Source organism: Variovorax brevis (genome assembly GCF_030317105.1).
GTDB classification, from domain to species: Bacteria; Pseudomonadota; Gammaproteobacteria; order Burkholderiales; family Burkholderiaceae_C; genus Variovorax; species Variovorax brevis.
In genome coordinates, this window is record NZ_JASZYG010000007.1 from 101662 (window position 1) to 127022 (window position 25361).

Sequence of the window (25361 nt, forward strand, 5' to 3'; positions counted from 1 at the left end):
GAATCCGCGCCATACAAGATTCCATACGCGAGTCCGCAAGCATTGCTACGACTTTCGATCGCGGTGGCGATTGCGACCATCGTGCTCAAGAGCCTCGCGGGCTACCTGACGAACTCGATGGGTTTGATCTCGGATGCAATGGAATCCTTTGTCAATCTCGCGAGCGCGAGCTTCGCGCTCGCGATGGTGACGATCGCCGCGCGCCCTGCCGATGCAGACCATCCCTACGGCCATCACAAGGCGGAGTACTTCTCGTCAGGGTTCGAAGGCATCCTGATCATCGGCGCGGCGATCGCCATCATCTGGTTCGCCGTGCTGCGGCTCTTGTCGCCGCAGCCTTTGGAGCAGCTAGGCTGGGGCCTGCTCTTGTCCATCGTGAGTTCGGGCTTCAATGGCGCGCTGGCCTGGCTGATGTTCAAGGCGTCCCGCGCGCATCGGTCGATTGCATTGGAGGCGGACGGTCGTCACCTGCTCGCGGACGTGTGGACTTCGGCGGGCGTCGTGGTGGGTGTCGTGCTGGTTGCGCTCACCGGCTGGCTGTGGCTCGATCCGCTGATCGCGATGGCGGTGGGCCTGAACATCATGCGCGAGGGTGGGCGCCTGGTGTGGCGGTCATCGCAGGGCTTGATGGACGAGGCGCTCGAGCCGCAATCGCTGCAGGCCTTGCAGATGACGCTGGACCGCTTTTCTGCGTCCTTGCCCGATGGCACCAGGCTGCGCTTTGACGACATCGTCACGCGTCGCGCGGGCCAGCGTCTGTTCGCCGACTTGCACATGCATGTGCCCGGCGAGTGGACACTCGAGCGCGCTGCCGATCTGCGCGACGCCGTCGAACTGGCGCTGATGGACGCGGTGCCCGGCCTGCGTGTGACGATCCAGTTGCTGCCGCTGGGCATGGAGGCGCGGGCAGTGCAATTGCAGGAACATGAAGCATGAAAGCAGTGGTGCAGCGCGTCCGCCGGGCGCATGTGGAAATCGAAGGTGAGACCGTGGGCGCGATCGGCGCCGGCCTGCTGGTGCTGCTGTGTGCCGAACGCGGCGATACCGACGCCATGGCCGAGCGCGTGCTTGCCAAGTTGCTGAAGCTGCGCATCTTTTCGGATGACGCGGGCAAGATGAACCGCAGCGTGCAGGACATCGCGGGCGGCCTGCTGGTGGTCAGCCAGTTCACGCTGGCGGCGGACGTGAGTGGCGGCAACCGGCCGAGCTTCACGGGCGCCGCCGCGCCCGACGAAGGCCGCAGGCTGTACGACTACTTCGTTGCACAAGCGCGTGCGGCGCATCCGGTGGTCGAAGCAGGCGTCTTCGCCGCGGACATGCAGGTCCACCTCGTCAACGACGGGCCTGTGACGATCCCGATCCAGATGAGCTGAATCGCGCGCACCGCTCAGTAGGGGTTGCGGATGCCGAGCCCCGCGAGGATCTCGATCTCGCGCGCTTCCATTTCCTCGGCGTCCGCTTCGCTGGTCTCGTGATCCCATCCTTGCGCGTGCAAGGTGCCGTGCACCAGCAGGTGCGCGTAGTGCGCGGCCAGGGTCTTCTTCTGCTCTTTGGCTTCGCGCGCCACCACCGGCGCGCACAAGACCAGGTCGGCCATCACCATCGGACTTTGCGCGTAGTCGAAGGTCAGCACGTTCGTGGCGTAGTCCTTGCCGCGAAACTCGCGGTTCAGGCGCTGGCCTTCTTCGGCGTCGACGATGCGCACGGTGATCTCGCCATCGAGCGCAAGCGCGTGGCGAACCCAGCGCTTGACGCTGTGTCGCGGCAGGGCAGTGCGGTGGCGCGCCACGCCGTCGAAGCGGCCGAACTGCAATGAAAGGGACAGGTCTGGAAGAGCCATGGCGGGTTCAGGCCTTGGTGGTGCGCGCGTCACTGCGCTTGCGTGCGCCGTCGTAGGCGTCGACGATGCGCGCCACGAGCGGATGCCGCACCACGTCGCCGCTGTTGAAGTGCGTCACCGCGATGCCCTTGACGCGCCGCAAGATGCGCTCGGCATCGACCAGTCCGCTGAGCTGCGTCTTGGGCAGGTCGATCTGGCTCACGTCGCCGGTGACCACGGCCTTGGCGCCGAAGCCGATGCGGGTGAGGAACATCTTCATCTGCTCCGGCGTGGTGTTCTGCGCTTCGTCGAGGATGACGAAGGCGTTGTTGAGCGTGCGCCCGCGCATGAAAGCCAGCGGCGCGATCTCCAGCGCGTTGCGCTCGAAAGCCTTGACGACGCGGTCGAAGCCCATGAGTTCGTACAAGGCGTCGTAGAGCGGCCGCAGGTAAGGATCGACCTTCTGCGTGAGGTCGCCCGGCAGGAAGCCCAGCCGCTCGCCTGCCTCCACGGCAGGGCGCGTCAGCACGATGCGCTGCACCGCGCTGCGTTCCAGGGCGTCCACTGCGCAGGCCACCGCCAGGTAGGTCTTGCCCGTGCCGGCTGGTCCGATGCCGAAGGTGATGTCGTGGTGGGCGATGTTGTCGAGGTACACGCTCTGGTTGGGCGTGCGCGCTTTCAGGTCGGTGCGCCGGGTCGCCAGCGTGATGGCGCCGTCTTCCGCCTCGGCCAGCGCGCCTTCGCTGGCGAGCGTCAGCTGCACCATGGCGGCGTCGATCGGGCGCTTGGCGATTTCATAGAGCGCTTGCAGCACTTCCATCGCGCGTTCGGCGTTGGCCTTGGGGCCGTCGACCTTGAACTGCTCGTGGCGGTGCGCGATCTTGACACCCAGCGCCTCCTCGATGCGGCGCAGGTGCGCGTCGAGCGGTCCGCACAGGTGGCCCAGGCGCACATTGTTGGGTGGGGCGAAGGTGTGTCGCAGAATCACGCGATTCAATCAGTCGAGAAAAAGGGCACCCATGATAGGCAAATTGACCGGCACCCTGGCCGAACGCAACCCACCGCAGGTGGTGGTGGACTGCAACGGGGTCGGTTACGAGGTCGACGTGCCGATGAGCACCTTCTACAACCTCCCCGGTGCGGGCGAGCGTGTTTCGCTGCTGACGCACTTCATCGTGCGCGAGGACGCGCAGATTCTCTTCGGCTTCGCAACGCACTCGGAGCGCGACGTTTTTCGGCAGCTCATCAAGATTTCCGGCGTGGGGCCGCGCACAGCGCTGGGCGTGCTGTCGGGCATGAGCGTGGCGGAACTGGCGCAGGCCATCACGTTGCAGGAGGCCGGCCGGCTGGTGAAGATTCCCGGCATCGGCAAGAAGACGGCCGAGCGCCTGTTGCTGGAACTCAAGGGCAAGCTGGGCGCCGATATCGGCGTGCCCAGGCATCCGGTGTCCGACGCGCAGGCCGACATCCTGCAGGCGCTGGTCGCCCTGGGTTACAGCGACAAGGAAGCGGCCGCCGCCGTGAAGGTGCTGCCGGGCGATGTGGCGGTGGGCGAAGGCATCAAGCTGGCGCTGCGTGCGCTGGCGAAATAAGTCCTTGCCCTTTGCAGGCCGCTACGGCTCGATGACAGCCACATGACGCGCGCCGTCAGGCTGGCCTTTTGCCAACGCGCAACGACTAAACTTGACAAGCAAATAAACAACTTCCGATGAGCATCCAGACCGACGATTTCGCTCCTGCTCCGTCCCGTGTGGTATCGGCGGCGCCGGCATCGCCCAACGAGGAGGCCATCGAACGCGCGTTGCGCCCCAAGCTGCTCGACGAATACGTCGGCCAAGCCAAGGTGCGCGAGCAGCTGGAAATCTTCATCGGCGCGGCGCGCAAGCGCGAAGAGGCGCTGGACCACGTGCTGCTCTTCGGGCCACCGGGCCTGGGCAAGACCACGCTGTCGCATATCATCGCGGCGGAGCTGGGCGTCAACCTGCGCCAGACCAGCGGGCCGGTGCTGGAAAAACCCAAGGACCTGGCCGCGCTGCTCACCAATCTCGAGAAGAACGACGTGCTCTTCATCGACGAGATCCACCGGCTGAGCCCGGTGGTGGAAGAAATCCTCTACCCCGCGCTGGAGGACTACCAGATCGACATCATGATCGGCGAGGGCCCGGCCGCGCGGAGCATCAAGCTCGACCTGCAGCCCTTCACGCTGGTGGGCGCCACCACGCGCGCCGGCATGTTGACCAATCCCCTGCGCGATCGCTTCGGCATCGTGGCGCGGCTGGAGTTCTACACGGCCGAGGAACTCGCACGCATCGTTCGCCGCAGCGCCGGCCTGCTGAACGTGCCAACGGACGAGGCGGGAGGCTTCGAGATCGCCCGCCGCTCACGCGGCACGCCGCGCATCGCCAACCGGCTGCTGCGCCGCGTGCGCGACTACGCCGAGGTCAAGGGCACGGGCCGCATCACCGAGGAGATCGCGCACAAGGCGCTGCTCATGCTCGACGTCGATCCCCAAGGATTCGACCTGATGGACCGCAAGGTGCTCGAGGCCGTCATCCATCGCTTCGACGGCGGGCCGGTCGGCCTGGACAACATCGCCGCCAGCATCGGCGAGGAGTCCGGCACCATCGAGGACGTGATCGAGCCCTACCTCATCCAGCAGGGCTATCTGCAGCGCACGCCGCGCGGACGCATCGCCACGCTGGCGGCTTACCGGCACCTCGGCGTGGCGGCGCCTCAGCGCGACGGGGACATGTTCGGCAACTGATTCGCGTCTTGCGCGTGGGCGGGCGATGTTCGCTTGCTGTTGCGCAGGATCAGCCACTGCGCCGCGTAGTACGTCGCCAGCACCCACAGCGACGCCAGCGGTAGCGGCGTCACGAAGCGGTTGATGGCCAGCAGCGTGTCGCTGACCATGAAGAAGCACGCGCCCAGCGCCACGGCGCGCGCCCCCGGATCGCCCAGCACGCTCGCCCGGCCAATGGCTTGCCCCGCCATGCAGGCGATCACCACGACATAGAGTCCCACGGGCGCGCGCAGCCCGATGGGAAGGCCGCCCCACCACAGCACGGCGTACATGGCCACGCCCACCGCCAGCGTCGCCGCGAGTGCCTTGCGGCGCGGGAACAAACCCACGCCCATCGAGAACAGCGCGATGTAGGCCAAGTGGGCGCACAGGAAGCACACGAGACCGGGCACGAAGAATTGCGGCCACATCAGGAACACGTCGCCCGCGAGCGAGGCCACCAAGCCCGCCACGAGCAGCAGTCCGAATCGGCCCGACGCATCCGCTTGCCGCATGCGCGCCGCTGCGATGCCAATGCCGATGACCAGGGTCAGCGGCTTGAACAGCAGGTGAAGACTGCGAATATCAAGAGCCCCCGTGGCCGCAGCCAGGGCAGCCGTATCGATGAACAGCACGTCGGCCACCGACAGCCGGCCCTGCAACACGGCGCCCGTGGCCCACAGGCCGATCGTCAATGCGCTGAGCCACACCAGTGAAGTCGCCAGCGGCAGTGTTTCCGCAAACCAGAGATAGGCCGTGGCGCCGCCCAGCAAGGCCACGAACTGCGCTGCCGCAAAGGCCTGGACTCCGTTGGACGCTTCCGGCTCATAGCGTCGCACCTGCGAGATGTCGAAGGCCGGCTTCGGATCGCTTTGCGCCACGTCGGCTGGCCGCCAGCCCGGTGGCTTGAGCCACACGCGCAGCTTGTCGCCCCAGCGGCGGGTGCGCCACGAATCTCGCGCCAATGCCCAGTACACCTCGGCGTTGGCCCACAGCGGGTCCCAACTGTTGAGTGCCGTGCGCGTGCCGTACACGCAGCGCTCGCCTTCTTCCTTGAAGCTGCCGAAAAGGCGGTCCCAGATGATCAGCACGCCGCCGTAGTTGCGGTCCACGTACTGATCGTTCACCGCGTGATGAACGCGATGGTTGGAGGGCGAGCAGAACCAGCGGTCGAACCAGCCCAGCTTGCCCACCTGCTCGGTGTGCACCCAGAACTGGTAGAGCAGGTCGATGAGCCCCACCACCACGAAGACCAGCGGCGGCACGCCCGCCAGCGCCATCGGCAGGTAGAAGACCCAGTCGAATAGCACGCCGCTGGAGGTCTGGCGCAGGGCCGTCGACAGGTTGTAGTGCTGGCTCTGGTGATGCACCACATGCGCCGCCCACAGCACCGCGCATTCGTGGCCCAGGCGATGCAGCCAGTAGTAGCAGAAGTCGTAGAACACCAGCGCCAGCAGCCAGCCATACCACTGCGTCCAGAAGTCGGTGTCGCGAATGAGCGCAAAGGCCGACCAGCACGCCGTGTAGATGCCGATGCGCACCAGCCCCGTCAGCACGGCGCTGATCTGGCTCAGCATGCCCAGGCCGATGCTGTTGAGCGTGTCGGCCAAGCGATAGGTGTCCTGCCCCGTTCCGCGTTGGGCGCGCAGGCGGCCAACGAGAAACTCGATGCCTATCAGCAGGAAGAAAACGGGTGTCGCAAGAACAATGATCTGACCGGGTCGCATGGCCGGCATTGTCGGCGCGGGGACGCTCGATGAGAGGGCGCGCCGCTCATGGTTTGCCCGCGTTCGACACACTGGTGTGGCGTGATGCAAACCTTCGATGTACTCCGAAGGTTGCACCACACCGGATGAACCGTACCTATTTGGTCAAGTGACAAGCCCCTTGCCATTCGCAAGACTTGGACGGCCTATAGACTTGATTTGCCCAAAGGGATTTGAACGCATGACATTCCGAAGTCTTCGCATCACCGGCCCCAACAAACGGCCGTATGTGCTCGGCGAGCCGATCGACGTGTACGACGGGAACGAGCACGTGGGCACGCTGCTGTCAGTGAGTGTGAGCGCCAACGGCAACGAAGTGCGGCTCGAAGATTTCCTGACCGCCAGCCTGCCGGACTTCCGCTCGAAGGGCATTGCGACACTGGTGACGGCCGAGATCGTGACCTTCATTTCCGAGCGCTTTCCGTCCGTGCATGCCATCGGCATCGTGTTGAGCCGTGAGATCGAAGGCTTCGAGACGCGGGGGAACAAACTCGCGAGCTTTCGCTCCGACATGCTGCGCAGCATCGGCGCGGACGGCATCCGTGTCACGCCCAAGCCGCATGCCGAACACGCCGGGCACTTCGTGGTGAGTGGCATCTGGCAATACAACCGGGCCAACGTCGAGGCCCTCGCGGCGGTGCTCGAGCGCGAACGGGCAGCCTATCGCGAGAGAAAGCTGGCAACAGCCGAGGCGCAGAAGCAGCGCTCGGTGCTGGGCCGGCTTTTCACGAGAAACTGATTCCAGTTCGACGTTCGCGCAAGGCGAACGCAGGGCATCGGCCCGTTCCCGGGTAAATTGCAGCACCGCCGGATGGCGGCAATGCTGCGTCGCCGATACCCACGATTCATGAACCTCTTCGTCTCGCTCAAGTACCTCGTCGCCCTGGACGACCACAAGCACTTCGGCCGCGCCGCGCTCGCCTCCAGCGTGACGCAGCCGGCCCTGTCCAATGCCATCCGCGCGCTGGAAGTGAGCTTCGGAACCACCATCGTCAAGCGCGGCCGGAACTTCGCCGGCTTCACCGAGGAGGGCGAGCGCATCCTGGCGAGCGGCCGCAAGATTCTTCGCGAGTACGAACTGCTGCAGCAGGACCTGCGCAGCGCCGCCGATGCACCGGCGGGCAACCTGATGATCGGCGCCGTGCCCACCGCCATGCCGATTGCGGCGCGTTTCGTCGCCATGCTGCAGGCACGCTTTCCGGGCATCACGCCGACCTTGCGATCGCTCAGTTCGGTGGAACTCGAAACCGGCCTGGAGAGCCTCGCGCTCGACATGGGCCTGGGCTACACGGAGCGCATGGACAACAGCCCATCGTCCGTTCGCGTCATTCCGCAGTACGCCGAGCACTACTTTCTCTTGCGAAAAGCATCGGCCGCGGGCGCAGAAGGCTTGCAGATCGGCCCCGCCATCTCCTGGAGCGACGCCGCGCAGCTGCCGCTGTGCCTGCTCAGCGCCGAAATGCACAACCGCACGATCATCGACCGCGCATTTGCCGAGGCCGGCGCGCATCCCAAGCCGGTCATCGAAACCAATTCGATCTCGACGCTGGCGCTGAGCGTTCGCGCAGGGAACGTGTGCAGCATCATGCCGGGCGCGCTGGTGGACGACGTGCAGGGCTACCACGACATCGAGGCCTTGCCGCTCGTGAGTCCGCAGGTGGAAGTGCCGATCGCGTTCATGGTGCACGACACCAACCGCCCGTCGCGCACGCTGGAAGCGGCCCTGGCCTTTGCCGCCCAGCCGGAGTGGCTGAACGAGGTGGCGCAGCACGCCGGCGCGCTCAAGCGCTGAGGTCTCCCAGGTCCATGAAGCCCATGGGCAAACCCTGATTCGCAAAACGCATCGACCGATTCCCCGAATAAATTGGACCGCCTGTCTCCTGTTGCTGACACTTCGCCGAACCCGATGAAGTGTTCGACAAAACAAGGAGACCCGGATGTCAGTCGTTCAGGACCGCACGCAGGCGCTACCGCCCCACACGCCCGACATTGTTCGCGACGTGCTCGCGCGACGTGCCCACATGCCAGGTGCGCTGCTCCCCATCCTGCACGACGTGCAAGACGCGCTGGGCTATGTGCCCTCGCAGGTGGTGCCCGACATTGCCGATGCGCTGAACCTCTCGCGCGCTGAAGTCCACGGCGTCGTCACCTACTACCACCATTTTCGCGCCGAACCTGCGGCGCGCCACGTGGTTCAGATCTGTCGCGCAGAGGCCTGCCAGTCGATGGGCGCCGATGCCCTGATGGCACATGCGGAACTGCGGCTGGGCTGCAAACAGCATGGCACTTCGAAGGATGGCGCCTTCACGCTGGAGCCCACGTTTTGCCTCGGACTGTGCGCCTCGTCGCCGGCCATGATGGTGGATGACGAACTGCATGGGCGCGTCACACCGAAGGCCTTCGACGCCCTGATTCAGGAAACGAGGGCCGCGGAATGAGCGTCAGGATTTTTGTTCCCCGCGACTCCGCGGCGCTGGCCGTGGGTGCCGACCGTGTGGCGCGTCGCATTGCCGAAGAGGCCGCTGCACGCGGGCTGGACGTGCAACTGATTCGCAATGGATCGCGCGGCATGTTCTGGCTCGAACCACTCGTGGAAGTGGAAACACCCGCAGGGCGCATTGCCTACGGCCCGGTGACGGTGGGTGACGTCGCCGGCCTGTTGGATGCGGGTCTGGCTGAAGGTGGTGCGCACGCACTGAACCTCGGCCTGACGGAAGAGATTCCTTACCTGAAGAAGCAGGAGCGCCTCGCATTTGCGCGCATGGGCATCACCGATCCGCTATCGCTCGCCGACTACCAGGCCCACGAAGGCTTTGCCGGCCTTCGCCAGGCCCTCGCCATGCCATCGGCGGACATCGTGCAACAAGTGCTCGACTCGGGCCTGCGCGGACGCGGCGGCGCGGCCTTTCCGGCCGGCATCAAGTGGAAGACCGTGCTGGGCGCGCAGGCCGCGCAGAAGTACGTGGTCTGCAACGCCGACGAAGGCGACTCCGGCACCTTCTCCGACCGCATGACGATGGAGGGCGACCCCTTCATGCTGATCGAAGGCATGACCATCGCAGGCATCGCCACGGACGCCACACAGGGCTACGTCTACATCCGCTCCGAATACCCGCACGCCATCGCGACGATGAACGAAGCGATTGCGCGTGCCGAGGCTGCGGGCTTCCTGGGCGTCGACATCCTGGGCTCGGGCAAGACCTTTCGGCTCGAAGTGCGCAAGGGGGCCGGTTCCTATGTGTGCGGCGAGGAAACGGCGCTGCTGGAAAGCATCGAAGGCAAGCGCGGCATCGTGCGCGCCAAGCCGCCGCTGCCGGCCATCACGGGCCTGTTCGGCAAGCCGACGCTCATCAACAACGTCATCACGCTGGCGAGCGTGCCGGTGATCCTGGCGCGCGGCGCGCAGTTTTATCGCGACTTCGGCGTGGGCCGTTCGCGTGGCACGCTGCCGATCCAGTTGGCGGGCAACATCAAGCATGGTGGGCTCGTCGAACGGGCCTTCGGCGTCACGATGCGCGAACTGCTGTTCGACTATGGCGGCGGCTCGGCCTCGGGCAGGCCGATCAAGGCGGTGCAAGTCGGTGGCCCGCTCGGCGCCTATGTGCCGGAATCGCAGTGGGACGTGCCGCTGGACTACGAAGCCTACGCAGCCTTCGGCGGCACGGTGGGCCACGGCGGCATCGTGGCGCACGACGACACGGCCGACCTGTCGAAGCTGGCGCGCTATGCGATGGAGTTCTGCGCCATCGAGTCCTGCGGCAAGTGCACGCCTTGCCGCATCGGCTCCACGCGCGGCGTCGAAGTGATCGACAAGATCCGCGCCAACCAGAACCGGCCGCAGCAGGTGATCTTGCTGCGCGACCTGTGCAACACGATGGTCAATGGATCGCTGTGCGCGATGGGCGGCATGACGCCGTTCCCGGTGCTGTCGGCGCTCAACCACTTCCCGGAAGACTTCGGCCTCGAAACCCCGGACCGCCAGGCCGCCTGAAAAGAACAAAAGGAATCAGACATGCTCGACCACCTCAAGGAACTCGACTACGGCACCCCCAAGCGCGAGTCGACGCAGGAAGTCACGCTGGAAATCGACGGCAACCAGGTCACGGTGCCGGCAGGCACCTCGCTGATGCGCGCTGCCGTCGATGCCGGCATCCAGGTGCCCAAGCTCTGCGCCACCGACAGCCTCGAGCCCTTCGGCTCCTGCCGACTGTGCCTGGTCGAGATCGACGGCCGCAAGGGCTTCCCCGCATCGTGCACCACGCCCGCCGAAGCCGGCATGAAGGTGCGCACGCAAACGCCGAAGCTGCAGGAACTGCGCAAGGGCGTGATGGAGCTCTACATCTCCGACCATCCGCTCGATTGCCTGACCTGCTCGGCCAACGGCAACTGCGAGCTGCAGGACATGGCCGGCGTCACCGGCCTGCGCAACGTGCGCTACGGCTTCGACGGCGCCAACCACCTGAACAGCAAGAAGGACGAATCGAATCCGTATTTCAGCTACGACCCGTCGAAGTGCATCGTCTGCAACCGCTGCGTTCGTGCCTGCGAGGAAACGCAGGGCACCTTCGCGCTGACCATCAGCGGCCGCGGCTTCGACTCGCGCGTGTCGCCGGGCCAGGACGAAGCCTTCATGGATTCGGAATGCGTGAGCTGCGGCGCCTGCGTCGAAGCCTGCCCGACCGCGACCTTGCAAGAGAAGTCCGTCATCTGGCTCGGCCAGCCCGAGCACAGCGTCATCACCACCTGCGCCTATTGCGGCGTCGGTTGCGGCTTCAAGGCCGAGATGAAGGGCAACGAAGTCGTGCGCATGGTGCCGTGGAAAGATGGCAAGGCCAACGATGGCCATTCCTGCGTCAAGGGCCGCTTCGCCTGGGGCTACGCCACGCACCAGGACCGCATGCTCAAACCCATGATTCGCGCGAAGATCACCGACCCGTGGCAGGAAGTGAGCTGGGAAACGGCGCTCAACCACGCGGCCAAGGAGTTCCGCCGCATCCAGGGCAAGTACGGCAAGGAATCGATTGGCGGCATCACCTCGTCGCGCTGCACGAACGAGGAAACCTACCTCGTGCAAAAGCTGGTGCGCGCGGCCTTCGGCAACAACAACGTCGACACCTGCGCCCGCGTTTGCCATTCGCCGACCGGCTATGGCCTGAAGCAGACGCTGGGTGAATCGGCCGGCACGCAGACCTTCAAGTCGGTCGAGAAAGCCGACGTCATCATGGTCATCGGCGCCAACCCTACCGATGGCCATCCGGTGTTCGCCTCGCGCATGAAGAAGCGCCTGCGTGAAGGTGCGAAGCTGATCGTGGTGGATCCGCGCCGCATCGACATGGTGAAGTCGCCGCACGTGCGCGCCGAGCATCACCTGCAACTGCGTCCGGGCACCAACGTGGCGCTGGTCACCGCGATGGCGCACGTCATCGTTACTGAAGGCCTGGTGGCCGAGGAATTCGTGGCGGAGCGATGCGATGCCAAGTCTTTCGGCGAATGGCGCGAGTTCGTTGCGCGGCCCGAGAATTCGCCCGAGGCGATGCAAGCCGCCACCGGCGTGCCGGCCGAAGAACTGCGCGCCGCCGCACGCCTTTACGCCACAGCCGGCAACGGCGCCATCTACTACGGCCTGGGCGTCACCGAACACAGCCAGGGCTCGACGACCGTGCTTGGCATTGCCAACCTCGCGATGGCCACGGGCAACGTGGGACGCGAAGGCGTGGGCGTGAATCCGCTGCGCGGCCAGAACAACGTGCAGGGCTCGTGCGACATGGGCTCCTTCCCGCACGAACTGCCGGGCTACCGCCATGTGTCGGACACCACGGCGCGTTCGGCATTCGAAGCCGCATGGAACGTGGAGATCAGCCCCGAGCCGGGCCTGCGCATTCCCAACATGTTCGACGCCGCGACCTCGGGCACCTTCAAGGGCCTGTATTGCGAAGGCGAGGACATCGTGCAGTCCGATCCGAACACGCAGCACGTGGCCGAAGCCATGATGGCGATGGAATGCGTGGTGGTGCAGGACCTGTTCCTCAATGAAACCGCGAAGTACGCGCATGTCTTCCTGCCGGGCTCTTCGTTCCTGGAAAAGGACGGCACCTTCACCAACGCCGAGCGCCGCATCTCGCGCGTTCGCAAGGTGATGCCGCCCAAGGCCGGCTATGCCGACTGGGAAGTCACGGTGAAGCTGGCGCAGGCGCTGGGCTACCCGATGGACTACGCCAACCCAGAAGAGATCATGGACGAGATCGCCGCGCTGACGCCCAGCTTCCACGGCGTGAGTTACAAGCGCATCGAGCAACTCGGCAGCATCCAGTGGCCCTGCAACGACGACGCGCCCGACGGCACGCCGACCATGCACGTCGACGCCTTCGTGCGCGGCAAGGGCCGCTTCGTCATCACGCAATATGTGGCGACGGACGAGAAGGTCACGCGCAAATTCCCGTTGATCCTGACCACGGGCCGCATCCTGTCGCAGTACAACGTCGGCGCGCAAACCCGCCGCACGCCCAACAACGAATGGCACAGCGAGGACCGCCTCGAAATCCATCCGCACGACGCCGAAGAGCGCGGCATCAAGAACGACGACTGGGTCGGCATTCAGAGCCGCGCGGGAGAGACGGTGCTGCGTGCCACGGTGTCCGAACGCATGCAGCCGGGCGTGGTCTACACCACCTTCCACTTCCCCGAGTCGGGCGCCAACGTCATCACCACCGACAACTCCGACTGGGCCACCAACTGCCCCGAATACAAGGTGACGGCCGTGCAGGTGATGCCGGTGATGCAGCCCTCGGCGTGGCAAAAGGAATACAGCCGCTTCAACCGCGTGCAGCAGGAACTGCTGGATGCGCGCAACGAGACGGTGCCGGCGAAGTGAGGAGCTGATCGACATGCAAACATCAACGCCCGACGACGTCGACGCCATCAGCTTCTGCGAAGGCGCGCGCTCGCTGCCGGTGCGCGGCGTGCGCGCAGGACGCCGCTTCGACGTGCAGGACTGGGTCGCGGACGAAGTGCCCGTGGCGCTGGAGTTCAATGGCATCTCGCACGCCGTGATGCTGGCCACGCCGCTGGACCTGGAAGACTTCGCGCTGGGCTTCTCCCTCAGCGAAGGCATCCTCGACGCGCCGCACGAGCTCTATGCCGTGGAAGAAGAGCGCTCGGACCTCGGCATCACCTTGCATCTGCACGTGGCCAGTGGCGCCTTCGCACGACTGAAAGAACGCCGCCGCTCGATGACCGGCCGCACCGGCTGCGGCCTGTGCGGTACCGAAAGCCTGGAGCACGTGTCGCGCAATTTGCCGGTGCTGGTCGACACGCAGCCCTTCAGCCGCGCGGCCATCAGCCACGCCATGTCGCAGTTTTGCGAGTTCCAGACGCTGCAGCAGGCCACGGGCGCCGTGCATGCTGCCGCCTGGTGTTCGGCCGATGGTGAAGTGCGCTGGCTGCGCGAGGACGTCGGCCGCCACAACGCGCTCGACAAGCTGATCGGCGCACTGGCCACGCAGGACGTGGACGCATCGACCGGCTTCATCGCGGTGACCAGCCGCGCGAGTTTCGAGATGGTGCAAAAGACGGCGATGGCCGGCGTCGGCCTGCTGGCCGCCGTTTCCGCGCCCACCTCATTCGCGGTGGCGACCGCGCAGCGCGCGCGCATGACGCTGGTCGGCTTTGCGCGCAAGCAGGACCTGGTCGTCTACTGCGACGCCGACCGCCTCACCCTGGACCCGATCGCCGGAGCAAGCGATGCACATTGAATCCCTCGTTCGCATGGCCAACCAGATCGGCACGTTTTTCGAGGCCATGCCCGACCGCGCGGAGGCCATGCAGGATCTGGCGACGCACATCCGCAAGTTCTGGGAGCCGCGCATGCGCACGGAATTGCTGGCGTATCTGGACAGTGGGGGTGAGGACGTGCGCGGCATCGTCGCCGATGCCATCAGCCATCACCGGGCGATTTTTTGAACCCGTGTCAGGTCCGGTACCTTGATGCCCCCGAACATCAAACGCATGCCGTGGCCTCGAGCGGCGTGCCGGAAAGAAAACGCCGCGCCAGCAGTACCCAGTAGGCGGCGCCAACGGGCAGGGCGAGGTCGTTGAAGTCGTAGTTCGGGTGGTGGACCTTGCAGCCGCCCTCATTGCCCGCGCCGTTGCCCAGCATCACATAGGCGCCCGGCCGCGCTTGCAGCATGAAGGCGAAGTCCTCGCTGCCCATCGTCGGCGGGCGTTCGTGCACCTTGTCGGCGCCGAGCAAATCGATGGCCACCTGCCGCGCGAAGGCGATTTCGCGCGCTGGGTTGACCAGCACCGGGTACTGCTGGCGATAGTCGATCTCGCAGCGCAGCCCGTAGCTCTGGGCCTGCGCATGCACGAAGGCCTGCAGGCGCTGCTCGATGAGTTCGCGCACCTTGGGGTCCAGCGCGCGCACGCCGATCTTGAGCACGGCCCGCTCCGGCACGATGTTGTAGACCTCGCCGGCATGCACCGCGCCCACGGTGATGACGGCGGACTGCTGCGCGCTGACCTCACGCGAGACGATGCTCTGCAACCCCAGCACGATGCTGGCCGCGCACTGCATCGGGTCGACGCCGTGGTGCGGCATGGCGCCATGCGCGCTGACGCCGGTGAGCGTCACGGTCACACGGTCGAATGATGCCATCGCAGGCCCCTGTCGCCACGCGATCTCGCCCACCGGCAGGCCCGGCGCGTTGTGCAGCGCAAAGACCGCGTCGCAGGGGAACTGATCGAACAGCCCCTGTTCGATCATCCGCCGCGCGCCGCCTTCGTTTTCTTCGGCGGGCTGGAAGATCAGATGCAGCGTGCCGTCAAAGTCTTTCGACTGTGCCAGGTAGCGCGCCGCGCACAGCAGCATGGCGGTGTGGCCGTCGTGGCCGCAGGCGTGCATGCGGCCGGCGTATTGGCTGGCATGGGGCAGGCCGGTCGCTTCCTCGATGGGCAGGGCATCCATGTCGGCACGGATGCCGAGCCGGCGCGTGCCCGAGCCGGCGCGCAGCGTGCCCACGACGCCGGTGCCACCCAGGCCACGATGCACCTCGTAGCCCCATGCGGCGAGTTTTTCCGCGACCAGCGCACTGGTCTGGTGTTCCTCGAACGCGAGTTCCGGATGCGCGTGCAGATGGCGGCGCAGCACCACCATCTCGGGCACCAGCGGCTGGAGGTCCGCCAGAAGCCGGGCCGCCGAGGGCGTGGCATGGGTCGATGGGGATTCCAAGTTCTTTCACCTGTTTTGTGTAGTACTCCGAGTCCTCGCGAATCAGCGCAAGCGCATCGGCGAAGTCCACGCCCTTGAGCTTGGCGCCGTCCTTCACCGGGGTCAAGTTGGCGGGAACGCTTGCGGTTAGCATCGGCGCTAGACACAGTCGGGCAACAATGCGGATTCTCCTCGTCGAAGATGATCAGGTGCTGGCGGATGCGCTGTCGCGCGCGCTGGTGCAGTCGGCCCATGCGGTCGATGTCGTCTCCACCGGCGAGGAGGCCGACCGTGCCCTGGCGCTGGGCATCTACGACTTGGCGATCCTCGACATCGGCCTGCCGGGCCTGAGCGGGCTGGAAGTGCTCCAGCGCCTGCGCGCGCGCAAGGCCATGACGCCCGTGCTGATGCTCACCGCCTTCGACACCCTGGCAGACCGCGTGCGCGGGCTCGACATGGGGGCCGACGACTACCTGGCCAAGCCCTTCGACCTGCCGGAACTCGAAGCGCGCGTGCGCTCGCTCCTTCGCCGCAGCACCCAGTCGACGCCCTTCCTCGAACACGGCCTCTTGCGCTTCGACACCGTGGGCCGGCGCGTGTTCTACGACAAGCGCCCGCTGGATTTGTCGCCGCGCGAACTGGCCGTGCTCGAACTGCTGCTGTTGCGCGCGGGGCGCGTCGTGAGCAAGGAGCACATGGTCAACCACCTGTATGGCTGGGGCGACGAGGTGGGCGACAACGCCATCGAGGTCAACGTCTACCGCCTGCGCAAGAAACTGGAGCCGCTCGGCTGCGAGATCCGCACCGTGCGCGGCATGGGTTACCTCATCGACACCAGCGATGTGGAAAGCTGAGCCCCGGCTGCAGCGCAAGCTGCTGGCCTGGTTGCTGGGGCCGCTGGCCGTGTTGCTGGTGCTCGACACCGCCGCGGCCTACTGGAACTCGCTGCGCTTTTCCAACCTGGCCTACGACCGCGCGCTGCTGGAGATCGGCCGCGAGATCGCGCTGCACGTCAAGACCGACGGCACGCACCCCCGGCTCGACATCTCGGAGGCGGCCGCCAATGTCCTGCTGCTCGACCAGGACGACCAGCTCTTCTACCGCGTGGTCGCCGAAGACGGCAGCGCGCTGGGCGGCGATGCGCAAATGCCGCAGCCGCGCACGGCCAACGGCAAGCCGGACTTCTATGGCGACGCGGTGCACGGACAGCCGGTGCGAATGATGGTGGCCTGGATGCCCGTCGGCGCCGACGCCGGCCCGCCGATGGTGATGGTGCAGGTGGCCGAGACGCTCAACAAGCGCTCGCGCCTCACGTGGGAGATGGTGGCCAGCGTGGTGGTGCCGCAGTTGCTGTTGATCGTCCTGGCGGCGGCCGTGGTGTGGTTCGGCGTGTCGCGCGGGCTCGAACCGCTGCAGCGGCTGCGGCGCGCCGTGTCCGACCGCTCGCATCTGGACCTGAGCCCCATCGACACGCACGACGTGCCGGGCGAAGTGCGTCCGCTGGTCGACGAGGTCAATGATTTGATGGGGCGCCTGGGCCGCACCTTCGATTTCCAGAACCGCTTTGTCGCCGACGCCGCGCACCAGCTCAAGACGCCGGTCAGCGGCCTGAAGGCGCAGATCGAGCTGGCGCTGCGGGAGACCGATCCGCAGCGGGTGCGCCACTCGCTCGCGCAGCTCTACATCAGCGCCGACCGGCTGTCGCGGCTGGTGCGGCAACTGCTGTCACTGGCGCGCAACGAGCCCGGCGCGCTCGACTCCATGCAGCTGCAGCCGCTGGACCTGAACGCCCACGCGCTGGAAGTGAGCATGGACTGGGTGCCGCAGGCCATCAAGCACAACATCGACCTCGGTTTCGAGGGCGCGGAGCAACCGCTGATGATCGATGCCGACCGCGACCGCCTGCGCGAACTGGTCAACAACCTGATCGACAACGCCATTCGCTACAGCCAGTCCGGCGGGGTGGTGACGGTGCGGGTGAGCCAGACCGACGGCGACCAGTGCCGACTGGCCATCAGCGACGACGGCCCGAGCATTCCCGTCGAGGAACGCGCCCGGATTTTCGAGCGCTTTCACCGCCTGCTGGGCACGCAGGAAGACGGCAGCGGCCTGGGCTTGGCGATCGTCAGCGAGATCGCCACGCTGCACGGCGCGCGCATCACGCTGGAGGAGGACACGGACGGCGTGGGCAATACCTTCAGCGTTTTCTTCCCCTTGCGGCCCGCGTGAGCAAGCTTTTGTAAGCTGGCTGACAGCTGGCAGACAACCGGCTGTCAGCGCCACGGCAGTAAGGTGACAGCGCAGGTCCCTAAGCTCGGAGTGAACGAAGCCACGGTGGTTTCGAATCATTTCCCAAGGAGACCCCGTGTCGTTTTTGACCAGTCCGGATTTCTGGATCGCCCTGTCGCAGATCATTCTCATCAACATCGTGCTGAGCGGCGACAACGCCGTGGTGATCGCGATGGCCTCGCGCTCGCTGCCACCCGCGCAGCAAAAGAAGGCGATCATTTTCGGTAGCGTCGGCGCCATCGTGCTGCGCGTGATCCTCACGTTCTTTGCGGTCTACCTGCTGACCTTGCCCTACCTCAAGCTGGTGGGCGCGGCGCTGCTGTTCTGGATCGGCATGGGCCTGCTGAAGGAAGAGGACGAGGAAACGGACCTGGAAGGCCATTCAGGCCTGGCGGGCGCCATCAAGACCATCGTGGTCGCCGACCTGGTCATGAGCCTGGACAACGTCGTCGGCGTTGCGGCTGCTGCCAAGGGCAACGTGCCGCTGCTGGTGTTCGGCCTGGTCATCAGCATTCCGCTGATCATCTTCGGCAGCACGCTGATCCTGAAGTTGATGGATCGCTTCCCGGTCATCATCACGCTGGGCGCGGCCCTGCTGGGTTGGGTGGCCGGCGAAATGGCGATGTCGGACCCGGCCATCGCCGGCTGGGCCGCCGAACAGCACACGCTGCACACGGTGGTGCCTGCGCTGGGTGCCGTGCTGGTGGTGCTCGTTGGCAAGTGGCTGAACAGCCGCCGTGCAAAGCGCAGCGAGGCGCTGGAACCAGCGGCAGCGGCCGCCAAGCCCAACCAACCCGCTGTCTGAATGAGAGGTGCCGGCGTGACGCGCATTCTGGTACCCATCGACCCGGACGAGCCAGCGCGCACGCGCTCGGCCATCGAGCAGGTGCTGCGCATGCGCCTGCACGAGCCGGTGACGGTTCGCCTGCTGCGGGTGCAGCCCAAGGTGTCGGGTCATGTGGCGATGCTTTTCGGCACGCGCGAATTGCAGGAGTTGCAGGAGAAGGCCGGCGCCGAGGACCTGGAATACGCGCGCAGCCTGCTGGACCTGGCCGGCGTGCAATACGCCACCACCGTGCTGGTGGGCCGCAGCGCGGAGACGATCGTCATGGCCGCGCGCGACTATTGCTGCGACCGCATCGTCTTCGGCCGGGATGAACCCGGCATGGCCGGCCGGATCTTCGGCTCGCTGGCGCAACAGGTGCGCCAGCACTTGGGGGCGAGCGGCGATCCTCAGGTGATCGGGTCCTGAAGGCCCGAGTCAGGATTCAGCGTGGCAGGTCCAGCACCTGTCGCGCCAGGATGTTGCGCTGGATCTCGTTGGTTCCGCCATAGATCATCGCGGAGGGCGCCAGCGCATTGAAGCGCCCTGGCGATCGTCCAGCCGCCGTTCAACTGCCCACCAGGTTCTCCGCCGGCACCCGCACGTTGTCGAAGCACATCTTCCTGCCCGTGCCCGCCTCGGCCAGCGACGCGCAGCGGCGTTGATGCGCCGTCACGGGCGCGCGTCATCAAGGTCGAGCGTGGCCCGTGCCATCGCAAGCCTGCCAGCGGTCCGGGCGATGGCGCTTCGTCATTTCCGAAGGGAGCGTTCGCCACGCTGCGTGGTCATCGGCCGAGCCCTGCCGGAGGCACCGTCTGACTTGGCGGCGCGCCGTCCGCCCTCATGAGCCCTGGGGGCATATCGCGGATCGTCTTGCGAGACGTGCTGCGTTCCATTTCTGCCGGTCGTGGGTGCAGCCGCGTTTTCTCCAACTCAATGAACCAACAGGAGCATCGCCATGCAAACCATACTGAGACGCCGTCAAATGATTCTGTCCGCTGCCGCCCTGGGTGCCAGCGCCTTCCTGCTGACCGCTTGCGGCGGCGGTGGGGGTGGCACCCACCTCGACGATCGCCGCAACCTCATGGAGCTGAGCGAATCGAAACCGGAGCTCAGCGTGTTTGTGGAAGCGGTCAACTCGGCGGGCCTGCGGGACACCCTGACCGCTTCCGGCACCAATACCGTCTTTGCGCCGAACAACGACGCCTTCAATGCGCTGCTCGCCGAAATGGGCACGACCAAGGATGCGCTCTTTGCCAACAAGCCGCTGCTGACGGCTGTGCTCAAGTACCACATCCTGGGCAAGGTGATGACCAAGGACATCTTCCCGCTGGGCGAAGCCGTGGAGCCCATGGCGGGCGGCTTCTTCAAGATCGAGAAACAGGGCGATGCCTACCGGGTGACCGACGGCCGCAACCGCGTGACGAACATCGTGAGCACCGATTCGGTGGCCCTCAACGGCGTGCTGCATGTGCTGGACCGCGTGCTGTTGCCCGCCGACAAGGACATCGTGCAAACCGTGCAGGTCACGCCGGGCCTGACGACACTGGCAGCGGCCATTGCCGCGTCGGACCTGACGGACACCCTCAAGGGGGCCGGTCCCTTCACGCTCTTCGCGCCCACGGATGCGGCCTTTGCCGCGGTGCTGGCGGAACTGGGCATTACGCAGGCGGCACTGCTGGCCGACAAGGCCATGCTGCACAAGGTGCTGAGCTACCACGTGCTGGGCACGCGCTACCTGAAGAAAAATCTGCCGCCGAACCTGCCCCTTGTGACATTGGAAGGCTCTTCCTTCAGCCTCAACGGCCTGCAGATCACCGACGAGCGCGGCCGCCTTTCCAACATCACCACGACGGACATCTTCAACACGAATGGCGTGATCCACATCATCGACAAGGTGCTGTTGCCGCTTTGATGAAGCGCTGAACGATCTGGATGACAAGCCGCGCAAGGCGGCGCAGCATGGGGGCCTTGATGATTCCCTGAAGGATTCGCAATGCCCCCATGCGTGCGCGTGCCGCCTGTCCGGCTTCCGGTTTTTCTGCTGTGCGCCGCTGCGCTGGGCCTGCCGGCGCAGGCGCAAGCTCCGGCGCCACTGGATCTCGCCACGCTGACGGCGAGCGAGGCGGCGCAGCGCCTGTGCGCCGGCACGCTGGGCAGCGAGCAACTCGTGTCGGCCTATCTGGCGCAAGCCAAGGCCAAGCCGCAACTCAATGCGTTCATCACGCTGGATGAGGCGGGTGCCCTCAAGGCGGCACGTGCGGCTGACGCGGCGCGCAAACGCGGTGGCCTGTGCAAGCCGCTCGCCGGACTGCCGGTGCTCATCAAGGACAACATCGAGGTTCAGGGCTTGCCTTCCACGGCCGGCACGCCCGCGTTGAAGGGCTTCGTGCCGCGTGCCGATGCGCCGGTGGTCTCCAAGTTGCGCGCTGCGGGCGCCATCGTGCTGGGCAAGACGCACATGCACGAGCTTGCATTCGGCGTCACAGGCTACAACCCGGCGTTCCAGACGGGGCCGGAGGTCGGCGTGCGCAACGCCTATGACGTGACACGCATCGCAGGCGGATCGTCTTCGGGCAACGGCGCGGCACTGGGCGCGCGCATGGCGCCTGCGGCGCTGGGCACCGACACGGGTGGCTCGGTGCGCATTCCCTGCGCCTTCAACGGATGCGCTGCGCTGCGGCCGACGATGGGACGCTACTCGCAGCAAGGCATTGCGCCAATCTCGCACACGCGCGACACCGCGGGGCCAATGGCGCAGTCGGTGGCGGACCTGGTGCTGCTCGATCGCGTCATCGTCGGTGGCACGCCGCTGGTGGCCGCCAACTTGAAGCGGGTGCGGCTCGGCGTGGTGCCGGCGTTCTATGCCAACCTCGATGCCGATACGAAGGCCGCGACCGACGCCGCGCTTGCGAAGCTGCGTGCCGCCGGCGTCACGCTGGTCGATATCGACATGCCGAAGCTGATGGAACTCAACGGCGCCGTCGGATTTCCGGTCGCGCTGTACGAAGCGAACGACGACATGGTCGCGTACCTGAAGAGGTCCCGCACGGGCATCGACATCGCGCAACTGGCGGCCGGCATCGTGAGCCCGGACGTCAAGGGCACCTTCGATGGCTTGGTCATTCCGCGCAAGCTGCCGACCGCCAACGGTGTCGTCGACGCCAAGCCTGCCTACGACAACGCCATGCGGGTTGCGAGACCGGCCTTGCAGAAGCTCTACGTCGACACCTTCAGGAAGAACAACCTGGACGCGCTGGTGTTCCCGACCGTGCCGCACGTTGCGCTCGCGGCCACGCCAGAAGCCAGCAGCCCGCAGAACTTCGGCCTGCTGATCCAGAACACCGATCCCGGCAGCAACGCCGGCATTCCGGGGCTTCAATTGCCTTCGGGCCTGGGCGCGTCGAGCGGGCTGCCGATCGGGCTGGAACTGGATGGACCCGCGGGCAGCGACCGGCAGTTGCTGGCGATTGGCCTGGCGGTCGAATCGGTGCTGGGGCGGTTGCCGGCGCCGACGAAATAGCGACACCGCTAAAGAAAGAAGACTGGATGCGTCTACAGGGGGAGCTTTATGGGACAATTTGTCCAGTTTTATTCCCAGACCATGAAGAACCCAATCCTGCCCGCACAACTCCTGCTCCACGTCATGGAGCGCTTCAACAAACAGGAACTGGCCGACGAGCTTGAAATTGCGCCCAAGACGATCTCTCGCTGGGAGGACGGCAATTCCATGCCGCGCCGCTATGAACTGGCGCTGCGCGGCCTGCTGGCTGAAATGGGCGAGGTGGCACCGCCAGAACTGCCAACGGGCGAATTCCGCTTCATCGACCTCTTCGCGGGAATCGGGGGCATACGACGGGCCTTCGAGGACATCGGTGGCGCATGCGTTTTCACCAGCGAATGGGACCGGTACTCCCAGAAGACCTATCGTGAAAATTTCCCCGGCGGCCACGAACTCAACGGAGACATCACGCAGATCAAGGCCGAGAACGTGCCAGATCATGACGTGCTTCTCGCTGGCTTCCCATGCCAGCCGTTTTCCATCGCTGGAGTCTCCAAGAAGAACGCGCTTGGCCGGGCCCACGGGTTTCACGACGAGACGCAGGGCACGCTGTTCTTTGACGTCGCACGCATCATCGAGGCGAAGCGCCCGAAGGCGTTCCTCCTGGAGAACGTGAAGAACCTTGCTTCCCACGACAAGGGACGCACGTTCGACGTCATCATGCGAACCCTGCGCGAGGAGCTTGGTTATCACGTCCAATACCGCATCATCGATGGCGCGCACTTCGTGCCGCAGCATCGCGAGCGGATCATCATCGTGGGCTTCCGTGATCCGGTCGAATTCGACTTCGATGCAATAGAGCTGCCGCCCAAGGACCGCCACCGCATGCGGGACATCCTGCACAGGACCGATGGAACGGAACCGTTCCTGCCGTGGGACGCCGACAAGTATTTCGACTTCGGGGCCCGCGCAGTCCAGGGCAAATACACGCTGACCCCCAAGCTATGGGAATACCTTCAGGCCTATGCGGCCAAGCACCGTGCTGCAGGGAACGGCTTCGGCTTCGGCCTTGTGAAGCCTGACAGCGTTGCCCGTACGCTTTCGGCGCGTTATTACAAGGACGGCTCCGAGATCCTGGTGCATCAGGGCGGCAGAAAGAATCCCCGACGACTGACGCCCCGGGAATGTGCCCGGCTGATGGGTTTTCCTGACTCGTTCCGGATTCCCGTTTCCGACACGCGTGCCTACGAGCAGTTCGGAAACTCCGTGGTGGTCGATGTGATGCGGCATGCGGCGCAACTCATGAAGCCCGCGATCATGTCCCCATCGATGAAAAACCCCGCAACGAAGCGGCGTCGATTGCGCCCTGCCGCCTGAATCCCCAACCGTGACGGACGTCGTTTCCAGGGAAGTCAGAAGCCGGATGATGTCCGGCATCCGCTCGCGAAACACGAAGCCGGAGGTCACGCTGCGTAGCGTTCTTCATGCAAGGGGTTTTCGGTTCCGCATCCATCGCAAGGATCTGCCCGGGCGGCCGGATATCGTGCTGCCCAGATACCGGGCCATCATCCAGGTGCACGGTTGCTTCTGGCACGGACACGGTTGCGAATTCTTCAGGTACCCCGCCACCAATCCCGATTTCTGGCGCGAAAAGATCGCGCAGAACCGTGCGCGCGACGAGCGTACGACCGAAGCCCTGAAGGTACTCGGCTGGCGAGTGCTCACCGTCTGGGAATGCGCCGTACGCGGATCCGACCGTGAGACACTCGCCGACGCGGTCACCGGATGGATCGTATCCGGCAAGGCGGGGGGCGAGCTTGGAAAGAATGGCCATGGAGTTGCCCCTGCAGGGGCTGACGGAGATCCTTGAAAAGGCGGGGGTTGTCCGGTTGCTGGCCAAGCCTTTGGCGCAGAACGACAACTCGAAGCAGCAGATCTACCTTGGCGGAAGCTTTGACGTCCTGAATGTGCTTCCGTTCGGACATGTGTCTCCGGACGATCGCGCAAAGGTGCCGACCTTCAAGGCGCCTGTCGATTTCCACTGGCTGACAGAGACGGGTGAGTTCCAGAAGGCGCCCGGCGCCCAGGTGATCCTTTACCCGCAGTACCCCGAGGTCAGGCTCTCGGGGTTCCTCAAGGGATGCGCTGCGGCCCCCTCGCAATACATGCGACCCGTTCCAGGGGAATTGCGTGGCGAGAAGAATGCTTGGGATGGCCGTGTCCTGTTCCTGGGGGTGACCAGTGACAACAGGGTCCTTGCTTTCCTTTCATTGCCCGGTAGCGCAGCCAGCCAGGACTTCGACGCGTTGCGCAAGGGCGGCACCTTGGGCACCGCCGGAATGCTGTACGTATTGCCACCTCCGGGACCGCTGGCAGGCTCGCCCGAACAATTGCGGGCTGCGCTGCTGGCAGCACTCGCAAGCGTCGCACGACTTGGGTGGACACCATCGGTCCGGATGTATGGAGATGGAACGACAAGACCCTATGCGGCGACCAATGGCGGCGGTTACACCCTTGAGGCCCTGCTCGGAATCCAGCCGAACGGACGTTCGGAGCCGGACTATCTCGGCTGGGAGGTCAAGGCGATTGGAAGCGACCGGGTCACGCTCATGACGCCCGAGCCCGATGGCGGCTTCTATGGTGAAAAGGGTGTGCAGGCATTCCTGCGCAAATACGGACGCGCGCGTGGGGACGATATTTACTTCACGGGCACGCACCGTGTCGGCGTGCCAGGCACCAGCGGCCACACATTGCAACTTGCGGGCTTCGATTCAGGCAAGCAGAAGATTGAAGACGTCAACGGCGGCATCCTGCTGACGCTCGATGGCAATGTCACGGCGTCTTGGAGCTTCGCCGCACTGCTTGAGCACTGGGGCCGCAAACACGCACAGGCTGTCTATGTGAAATACGGGGCTCAGCCGGGCACAGCCCCTCAATACAGCTTTGCCGGTCCTGCAATGCTGGGCACTGGCACGGACTTTGGCATGTTCCTGTCGGCTCTTGCATCAGGGCTGGTCGTATATGACCCTGCACCCAAGATCAAAAGTGCGAATGGTCCGAGGCCAACCACCAAGGCACGCAGCCAGTTCAGGATCCGGGTCAACAGTCTGGCGGGCCTTTACCACGCCTTCGACACAGTGGCTCTGCTGACGCCCACCCCAATTTAGCGCCATGG

The 25361-nt window shown here is 65.5% G+C and carries 24 protein-coding genes and 1 pseudogene; 20 read left to right on the forward strand and 5 right to left on the reverse strand.

From position 1 onward, the window contains the following. Nucleotides 1-42 precede the first annotated feature (42 nt). Together QTI66_RS22310 and dtd are read left to right on the forward strand one after the other, a co-directional pair. Nucleotides 43-936 carry a cation diffusion facilitator family transporter gene (locus QTI66_RS22310; RefSeq protein ID WP_506555397.1) on the forward strand — a complete coding sequence of 298 codons (894 nt, stop codon included), beginning with the start codon at nt 43-45 and terminating at the stop codon, nt 934-936. Beyond that, on the forward strand, nt 933-1373 hold the full coding sequence (gene dtd / locus QTI66_RS22315) for a D-aminoacyl-tRNA deacylase (protein ID WP_286562096.1): 441 nt from the start codon (nt 933-935) through the stop codon (nt 1371-1373). The genes QTI66_RS22310 and dtd overlap by 4 nt, the downstream gene beginning before the upstream one ends. A gap of 14 nt (nt 1374-1387) precedes the next feature. Here dtd and ybeY read toward each other — a convergent pair whose 3' ends face one another. Next, complete coding sequence (ybeY, locus tag QTI66_RS22320; protein ID WP_286562097.1) at nt 1388-1840, reverse strand: rRNA maturation RNase YbeY; 453 nt, start codon at nt 1838-1840, stop codon at nt 1388-1390. A gap of 7 nt (nt 1841-1847) precedes the next feature. Further along, on the reverse strand, nt 1848-2807 hold the full coding sequence (locus QTI66_RS22325; RefSeq protein ID WP_286562098.1) for a PhoH family protein: 960 nt from the start codon (nt 2805-2807) through the stop codon (nt 1848-1850). A 31-nt stretch (nt 2808-2838) separates the two neighbouring features. On the opposite strand from QTI66_RS22325, the gene ruvA reads away from it, so the two are divergent. Further along, nucleotides 2839-3411, forward strand: coding sequence for a Holliday junction branch migration protein RuvA (gene ruvA / locus QTI66_RS22330; protein WP_286562099.1), 573 nt, complete (start codon nt 2839-2841; stop codon nt 3409-3411). Nucleotides 3412-3527: 116 nt separating this feature from the next. Continuing rightward, the gene (ruvB, locus tag QTI66_RS22335) at nt 3528-4583 is read left to right on the forward strand and encodes a Holliday junction branch migration DNA helicase RuvB (RefSeq protein ID WP_286562100.1); all 1056 of its coding nucleotides are present in this window, start codon (nt 3528-3530) and stop codon (nt 4581-4583) included. On the opposite strand, the gene QTI66_RS22340 is transcribed toward ruvB, so the two are convergent. Further along, on the reverse strand, nt 4553-6328 hold the full coding sequence (locus tag QTI66_RS22340) for a lysoplasmalogenase family protein (protein ID WP_286562101.1): 1776 nt from the start codon (nt 6326-6328) through the stop codon (nt 4553-4555). The two genes, ruvB and QTI66_RS22340, sit on opposite strands and share 31 nt — an antisense overlap. 220 nt (nt 6329-6548) lie before the next feature. On the opposite strand from QTI66_RS22340, the gene QTI66_RS22345 reads away from it, so the two are divergent. The 7 genes from QTI66_RS22345 to QTI66_RS22375 all read left to right on the forward strand — a co-directional run bounded on the left by QTI66_RS22345 (nt 6549) and on the right by QTI66_RS22375 (nt 14326). Continuing rightward, nucleotides 6549-7106: a hypothetical protein gene (locus tag QTI66_RS22345; RefSeq protein WP_286562102.1), complete on the forward strand. Its 558-nt coding sequence runs from the start codon at nt 6549-6551 to the stop codon at nt 7104-7106. A gap of 108 nt (nt 7107-7214) precedes the next feature. Next, entirely contained in the window at nt 7215-8159 is a 945-nt protein-coding gene (locus QTI66_RS22350; protein WP_286562104.1) for a LysR substrate-binding domain-containing protein, read from the forward strand. A gap of 145 nt (nt 8160-8304) precedes the next feature. Then, nucleotides 8305-8805, forward strand: a complete 501-nt coding sequence (locus QTI66_RS22355; RefSeq protein ID WP_286562106.1) for a formate dehydrogenase subunit gamma — start codon at nt 8305-8307, stop codon at nt 8803-8805. After that, on the forward strand, nt 8802-10358 hold the full coding sequence (locus QTI66_RS22360; protein ID WP_286562107.1) for a formate dehydrogenase beta subunit: 1557 nt from the start codon (nt 8802-8804) through the stop codon (nt 10356-10358). The genes QTI66_RS22355 and QTI66_RS22360 overlap by 4 nt, the downstream gene beginning before the upstream one ends. A gap of 21 nt (nt 10359-10379) precedes the next feature. Continuing rightward, complete coding sequence (gene fdhF / locus QTI66_RS22365; RefSeq protein ID WP_286562108.1) at nt 10380-13238, forward strand: formate dehydrogenase subunit alpha; 2859 nt, start codon at nt 10380-10382, stop codon at nt 13236-13238. Between the two features lie 13 nt (nt 13239-13251). Next, on the forward strand, nt 13252-14118 hold the full coding sequence (gene fdhD / locus QTI66_RS22370; RefSeq protein ID WP_286562109.1) for a formate dehydrogenase accessory sulfurtransferase FdhD: 867 nt from the start codon (nt 13252-13254) through the stop codon (nt 14116-14118). Further along, the gene (locus tag QTI66_RS22375; RefSeq protein ID WP_286562114.1) at nt 14108-14326 is read left to right on the forward strand and encodes a formate dehydrogenase subunit delta; all 219 of its coding nucleotides are present in this window, start codon (nt 14108-14110) and stop codon (nt 14324-14326) included. Before fdhD ends, QTI66_RS22375 begins: the two co-directional genes overlap by 11 nt. 37 nt (nt 14327-14363) lie before the next feature. Here QTI66_RS22375 and QTI66_RS22380 read toward each other — a convergent pair whose 3' ends face one another. Beyond that, nucleotides 14364-15518 (reverse strand): M20 aminoacylase family protein, encoded by a 1155-nt coding sequence (locus QTI66_RS22380; RefSeq protein ID WP_286562481.1) that lies wholly within the window; start codon nt 15516-15518, stop codon nt 14364-14366. Between the two features lie 233 nt (nt 15519-15751). On the opposite strand from QTI66_RS22380, the gene QTI66_RS22385 reads away from it, so the two are divergent. The 4 genes from QTI66_RS22385 (at nt 15752) to QTI66_RS22400 (ending at nt 19113) form a co-directional block, all read left to right on the forward strand. Next, the gene (locus QTI66_RS22385) at nt 15752-16426 is read left to right on the forward strand and encodes a response regulator transcription factor (RefSeq protein ID WP_286562115.1); all 675 of its coding nucleotides are present in this window, start codon (nt 15752-15754) and stop codon (nt 16424-16426) included. After that, the gene (locus tag QTI66_RS22390) at nt 16413-17801 is read left to right on the forward strand and encodes a sensor histidine kinase (protein ID WP_286562116.1); all 1389 of its coding nucleotides are present in this window, start codon (nt 16413-16415) and stop codon (nt 17799-17801) included. The genes QTI66_RS22385 and QTI66_RS22390 overlap by 14 nt, the downstream gene beginning before the upstream one ends. 136 nt (nt 17802-17937) lie before the next feature. After that, nucleotides 17938-18666 (forward strand): TerC family protein, encoded by a 729-nt coding sequence (locus QTI66_RS22395; protein WP_286562117.1) that lies wholly within the window; start codon nt 17938-17940, stop codon nt 18664-18666. Nucleotides 18667-18681: 15 nt separating this feature from the next. Then, the gene (locus QTI66_RS22400) at nt 18682-19113 is read left to right on the forward strand and encodes a universal stress protein (RefSeq protein WP_286562118.1); all 432 of its coding nucleotides are present in this window, start codon (nt 18682-18684) and stop codon (nt 19111-19113) included. Nucleotides 19114-19129: 16 nt separating this feature from the next. Here QTI66_RS22400 and QTI66_RS39590 read toward each other — a convergent pair. After that, nucleotides 19130-19207: pseudogene (locus QTI66_RS39590) on the reverse strand (hypothetical protein); the annotation flags it as partial. A gap of 435 nt (nt 19208-19642) precedes the next feature. Between QTI66_RS39590 and QTI66_RS22405 the strand changes: the two are divergent. The 5 genes from QTI66_RS22405 to QTI66_RS22425 all read left to right on the forward strand — a co-directional run bounded on the left by QTI66_RS22405 (nt 19643) and on the right by QTI66_RS22425 (nt 25353). Next, nucleotides 19643-20599 (forward strand): fasciclin domain-containing protein, encoded by a 957-nt coding sequence (locus tag QTI66_RS22405; RefSeq protein WP_286562119.1) that lies wholly within the window; start codon nt 19643-19645, stop codon nt 20597-20599. Nucleotides 20600-20680: 81 nt separating this feature from the next. Continuing rightward, nucleotides 20681-22207, forward strand: a complete 1527-nt coding sequence (gene iaaH / locus QTI66_RS22410; RefSeq protein ID WP_286562120.1) for an indoleacetamide hydrolase — start codon at nt 20681-20683, stop codon at nt 22205-22207. Between the two features lie 81 nt (nt 22208-22288). Further along, on the forward strand, nt 22289-23563 hold the full coding sequence (dcm, locus tag QTI66_RS22415) for a DNA (cytosine-5-)-methyltransferase (protein WP_286562121.1): 1275 nt from the start codon (nt 22289-22291) through the stop codon (nt 23561-23563). 10 nt (nt 23564-23573) lie between these two features. After that, nucleotides 23574-24056, forward strand: coding sequence for a very short patch repair endonuclease (locus tag QTI66_RS22420; RefSeq protein WP_286562123.1), 483 nt, complete (start codon nt 23574-23576; stop codon nt 24054-24056). Next, nucleotides 24019-25353 (forward strand): MvaI/BcnI family restriction endonuclease, encoded by a 1335-nt coding sequence (locus QTI66_RS22425; protein ID WP_286562124.1) that lies wholly within the window; start codon nt 24019-24021, stop codon nt 25351-25353. Before QTI66_RS22420 ends, QTI66_RS22425 begins: the two co-directional genes overlap by 38 nt. Nucleotides 25354-25361 lie beyond the last annotated feature (8 nt).

What these genes read in the sequence shown, in the direction of transcription:
- QTI66_RS22340 (WP_286562101.1), bottom strand. Translation starts at nt 6,328, where the DNA reads ATGCGACCCGGTCAGATCATTGTTCTTGCGACACCCGTTTTCTTCCTG.
- fdhD (WP_286562109.1), top strand. Translation starts at nt 13,252, where the DNA reads ATGCAAACATCAACGCCCGACGACGTCGACGCCATCAGCTTCTGCGAA.
- fdhF (WP_286562108.1), top strand. Translation starts at nt 10,380, where the DNA reads ATGCTCGACCACCTCAAGGAACTCGACTACGGCACCCCCAAGCGCGAG.
- dcm (WP_286562121.1), top strand. Translation starts at nt 22,289, where the DNA reads ATGAAGAACCCAATCCTGCCCGCACAACTCCTGCTCCACGTCATGGAG.
- QTI66_RS22345 (WP_286562102.1), top strand. Translation starts at nt 6,549, where the DNA reads ATGACATTCCGAAGTCTTCGCATCACCGGCCCCAACAAACGGCCGTAT.
- QTI66_RS22425 (WP_286562124.1), top strand. Translation starts at nt 24,019, where the DNA reads ATGGAGTTGCCCCTGCAGGGGCTGACGGAGATCCTTGAAAAGGCGGGG.
- QTI66_RS22380 (WP_286562481.1), bottom strand. Translation starts at nt 15,518, where the DNA reads ATGGTGGTGCTGCGCCGCCATCTGCACGCGCATCCGGAACTCGCGTTC.
- QTI66_RS22360 (WP_286562107.1), top strand. Translation starts at nt 8,802, where the DNA reads ATGAGCGTCAGGATTTTTGTTCCCCGCGACTCCGCGGCGCTGGCCGTG.
- QTI66_RS22375 (WP_286562114.1), top strand. Translation starts at nt 14,108, where the DNA reads ATGCACATTGAATCCCTCGTTCGCATGGCCAACCAGATCGGCACGTTT.
- ruvA (WP_286562099.1), top strand. Translation starts at nt 2,839, where the DNA reads ATGATAGGCAAATTGACCGGCACCCTGGCCGAACGCAACCCACCGCAG.
- QTI66_RS22390 (WP_286562116.1), top strand. Translation starts at nt 16,413, where the DNA reads ATGTGGAAAGCTGAGCCCCGGCTGCAGCGCAAGCTGCTGGCCTGGTTG.
- QTI66_RS22405 (WP_286562119.1), top strand. Translation starts at nt 19,643, where the DNA reads ATGCAAACCATACTGAGACGCCGTCAAATGATTCTGTCCGCTGCCGCC.
- ybeY (WP_286562097.1), bottom strand. Translation starts at nt 1,840, where the DNA reads ATGGCTCTTCCAGACCTGTCCCTTTCATTGCAGTTCGGCCGCTTCGAC.
- dtd (WP_286562096.1), top strand. Translation starts at nt 933, where the DNA reads ATGAAAGCAGTGGTGCAGCGCGTCCGCCGGGCGCATGTGGAAATCGAA.
- QTI66_RS22385 (WP_286562115.1), top strand. Translation starts at nt 15,752, where the DNA reads ATGCGGATTCTCCTCGTCGAAGATGATCAGGTGCTGGCGGATGCGCTG.
- QTI66_RS22355 (WP_286562106.1), top strand. Translation starts at nt 8,305, where the DNA reads ATGTCAGTCGTTCAGGACCGCACGCAGGCGCTACCGCCCCACACGCCC.
- QTI66_RS22350 (WP_286562104.1), top strand. Translation starts at nt 7,215, where the DNA reads ATGAACCTCTTCGTCTCGCTCAAGTACCTCGTCGCCCTGGACGACCAC.
- iaaH (WP_286562120.1), top strand. Translation starts at nt 20,681, where the DNA reads ATGCCCCCATGCGTGCGCGTGCCGCCTGTCCGGCTTCCGGTTTTTCTG.
- ruvB (WP_286562100.1), top strand. Translation starts at nt 3,528, where the DNA reads ATGAGCATCCAGACCGACGATTTCGCTCCTGCTCCGTCCCGTGTGGTA.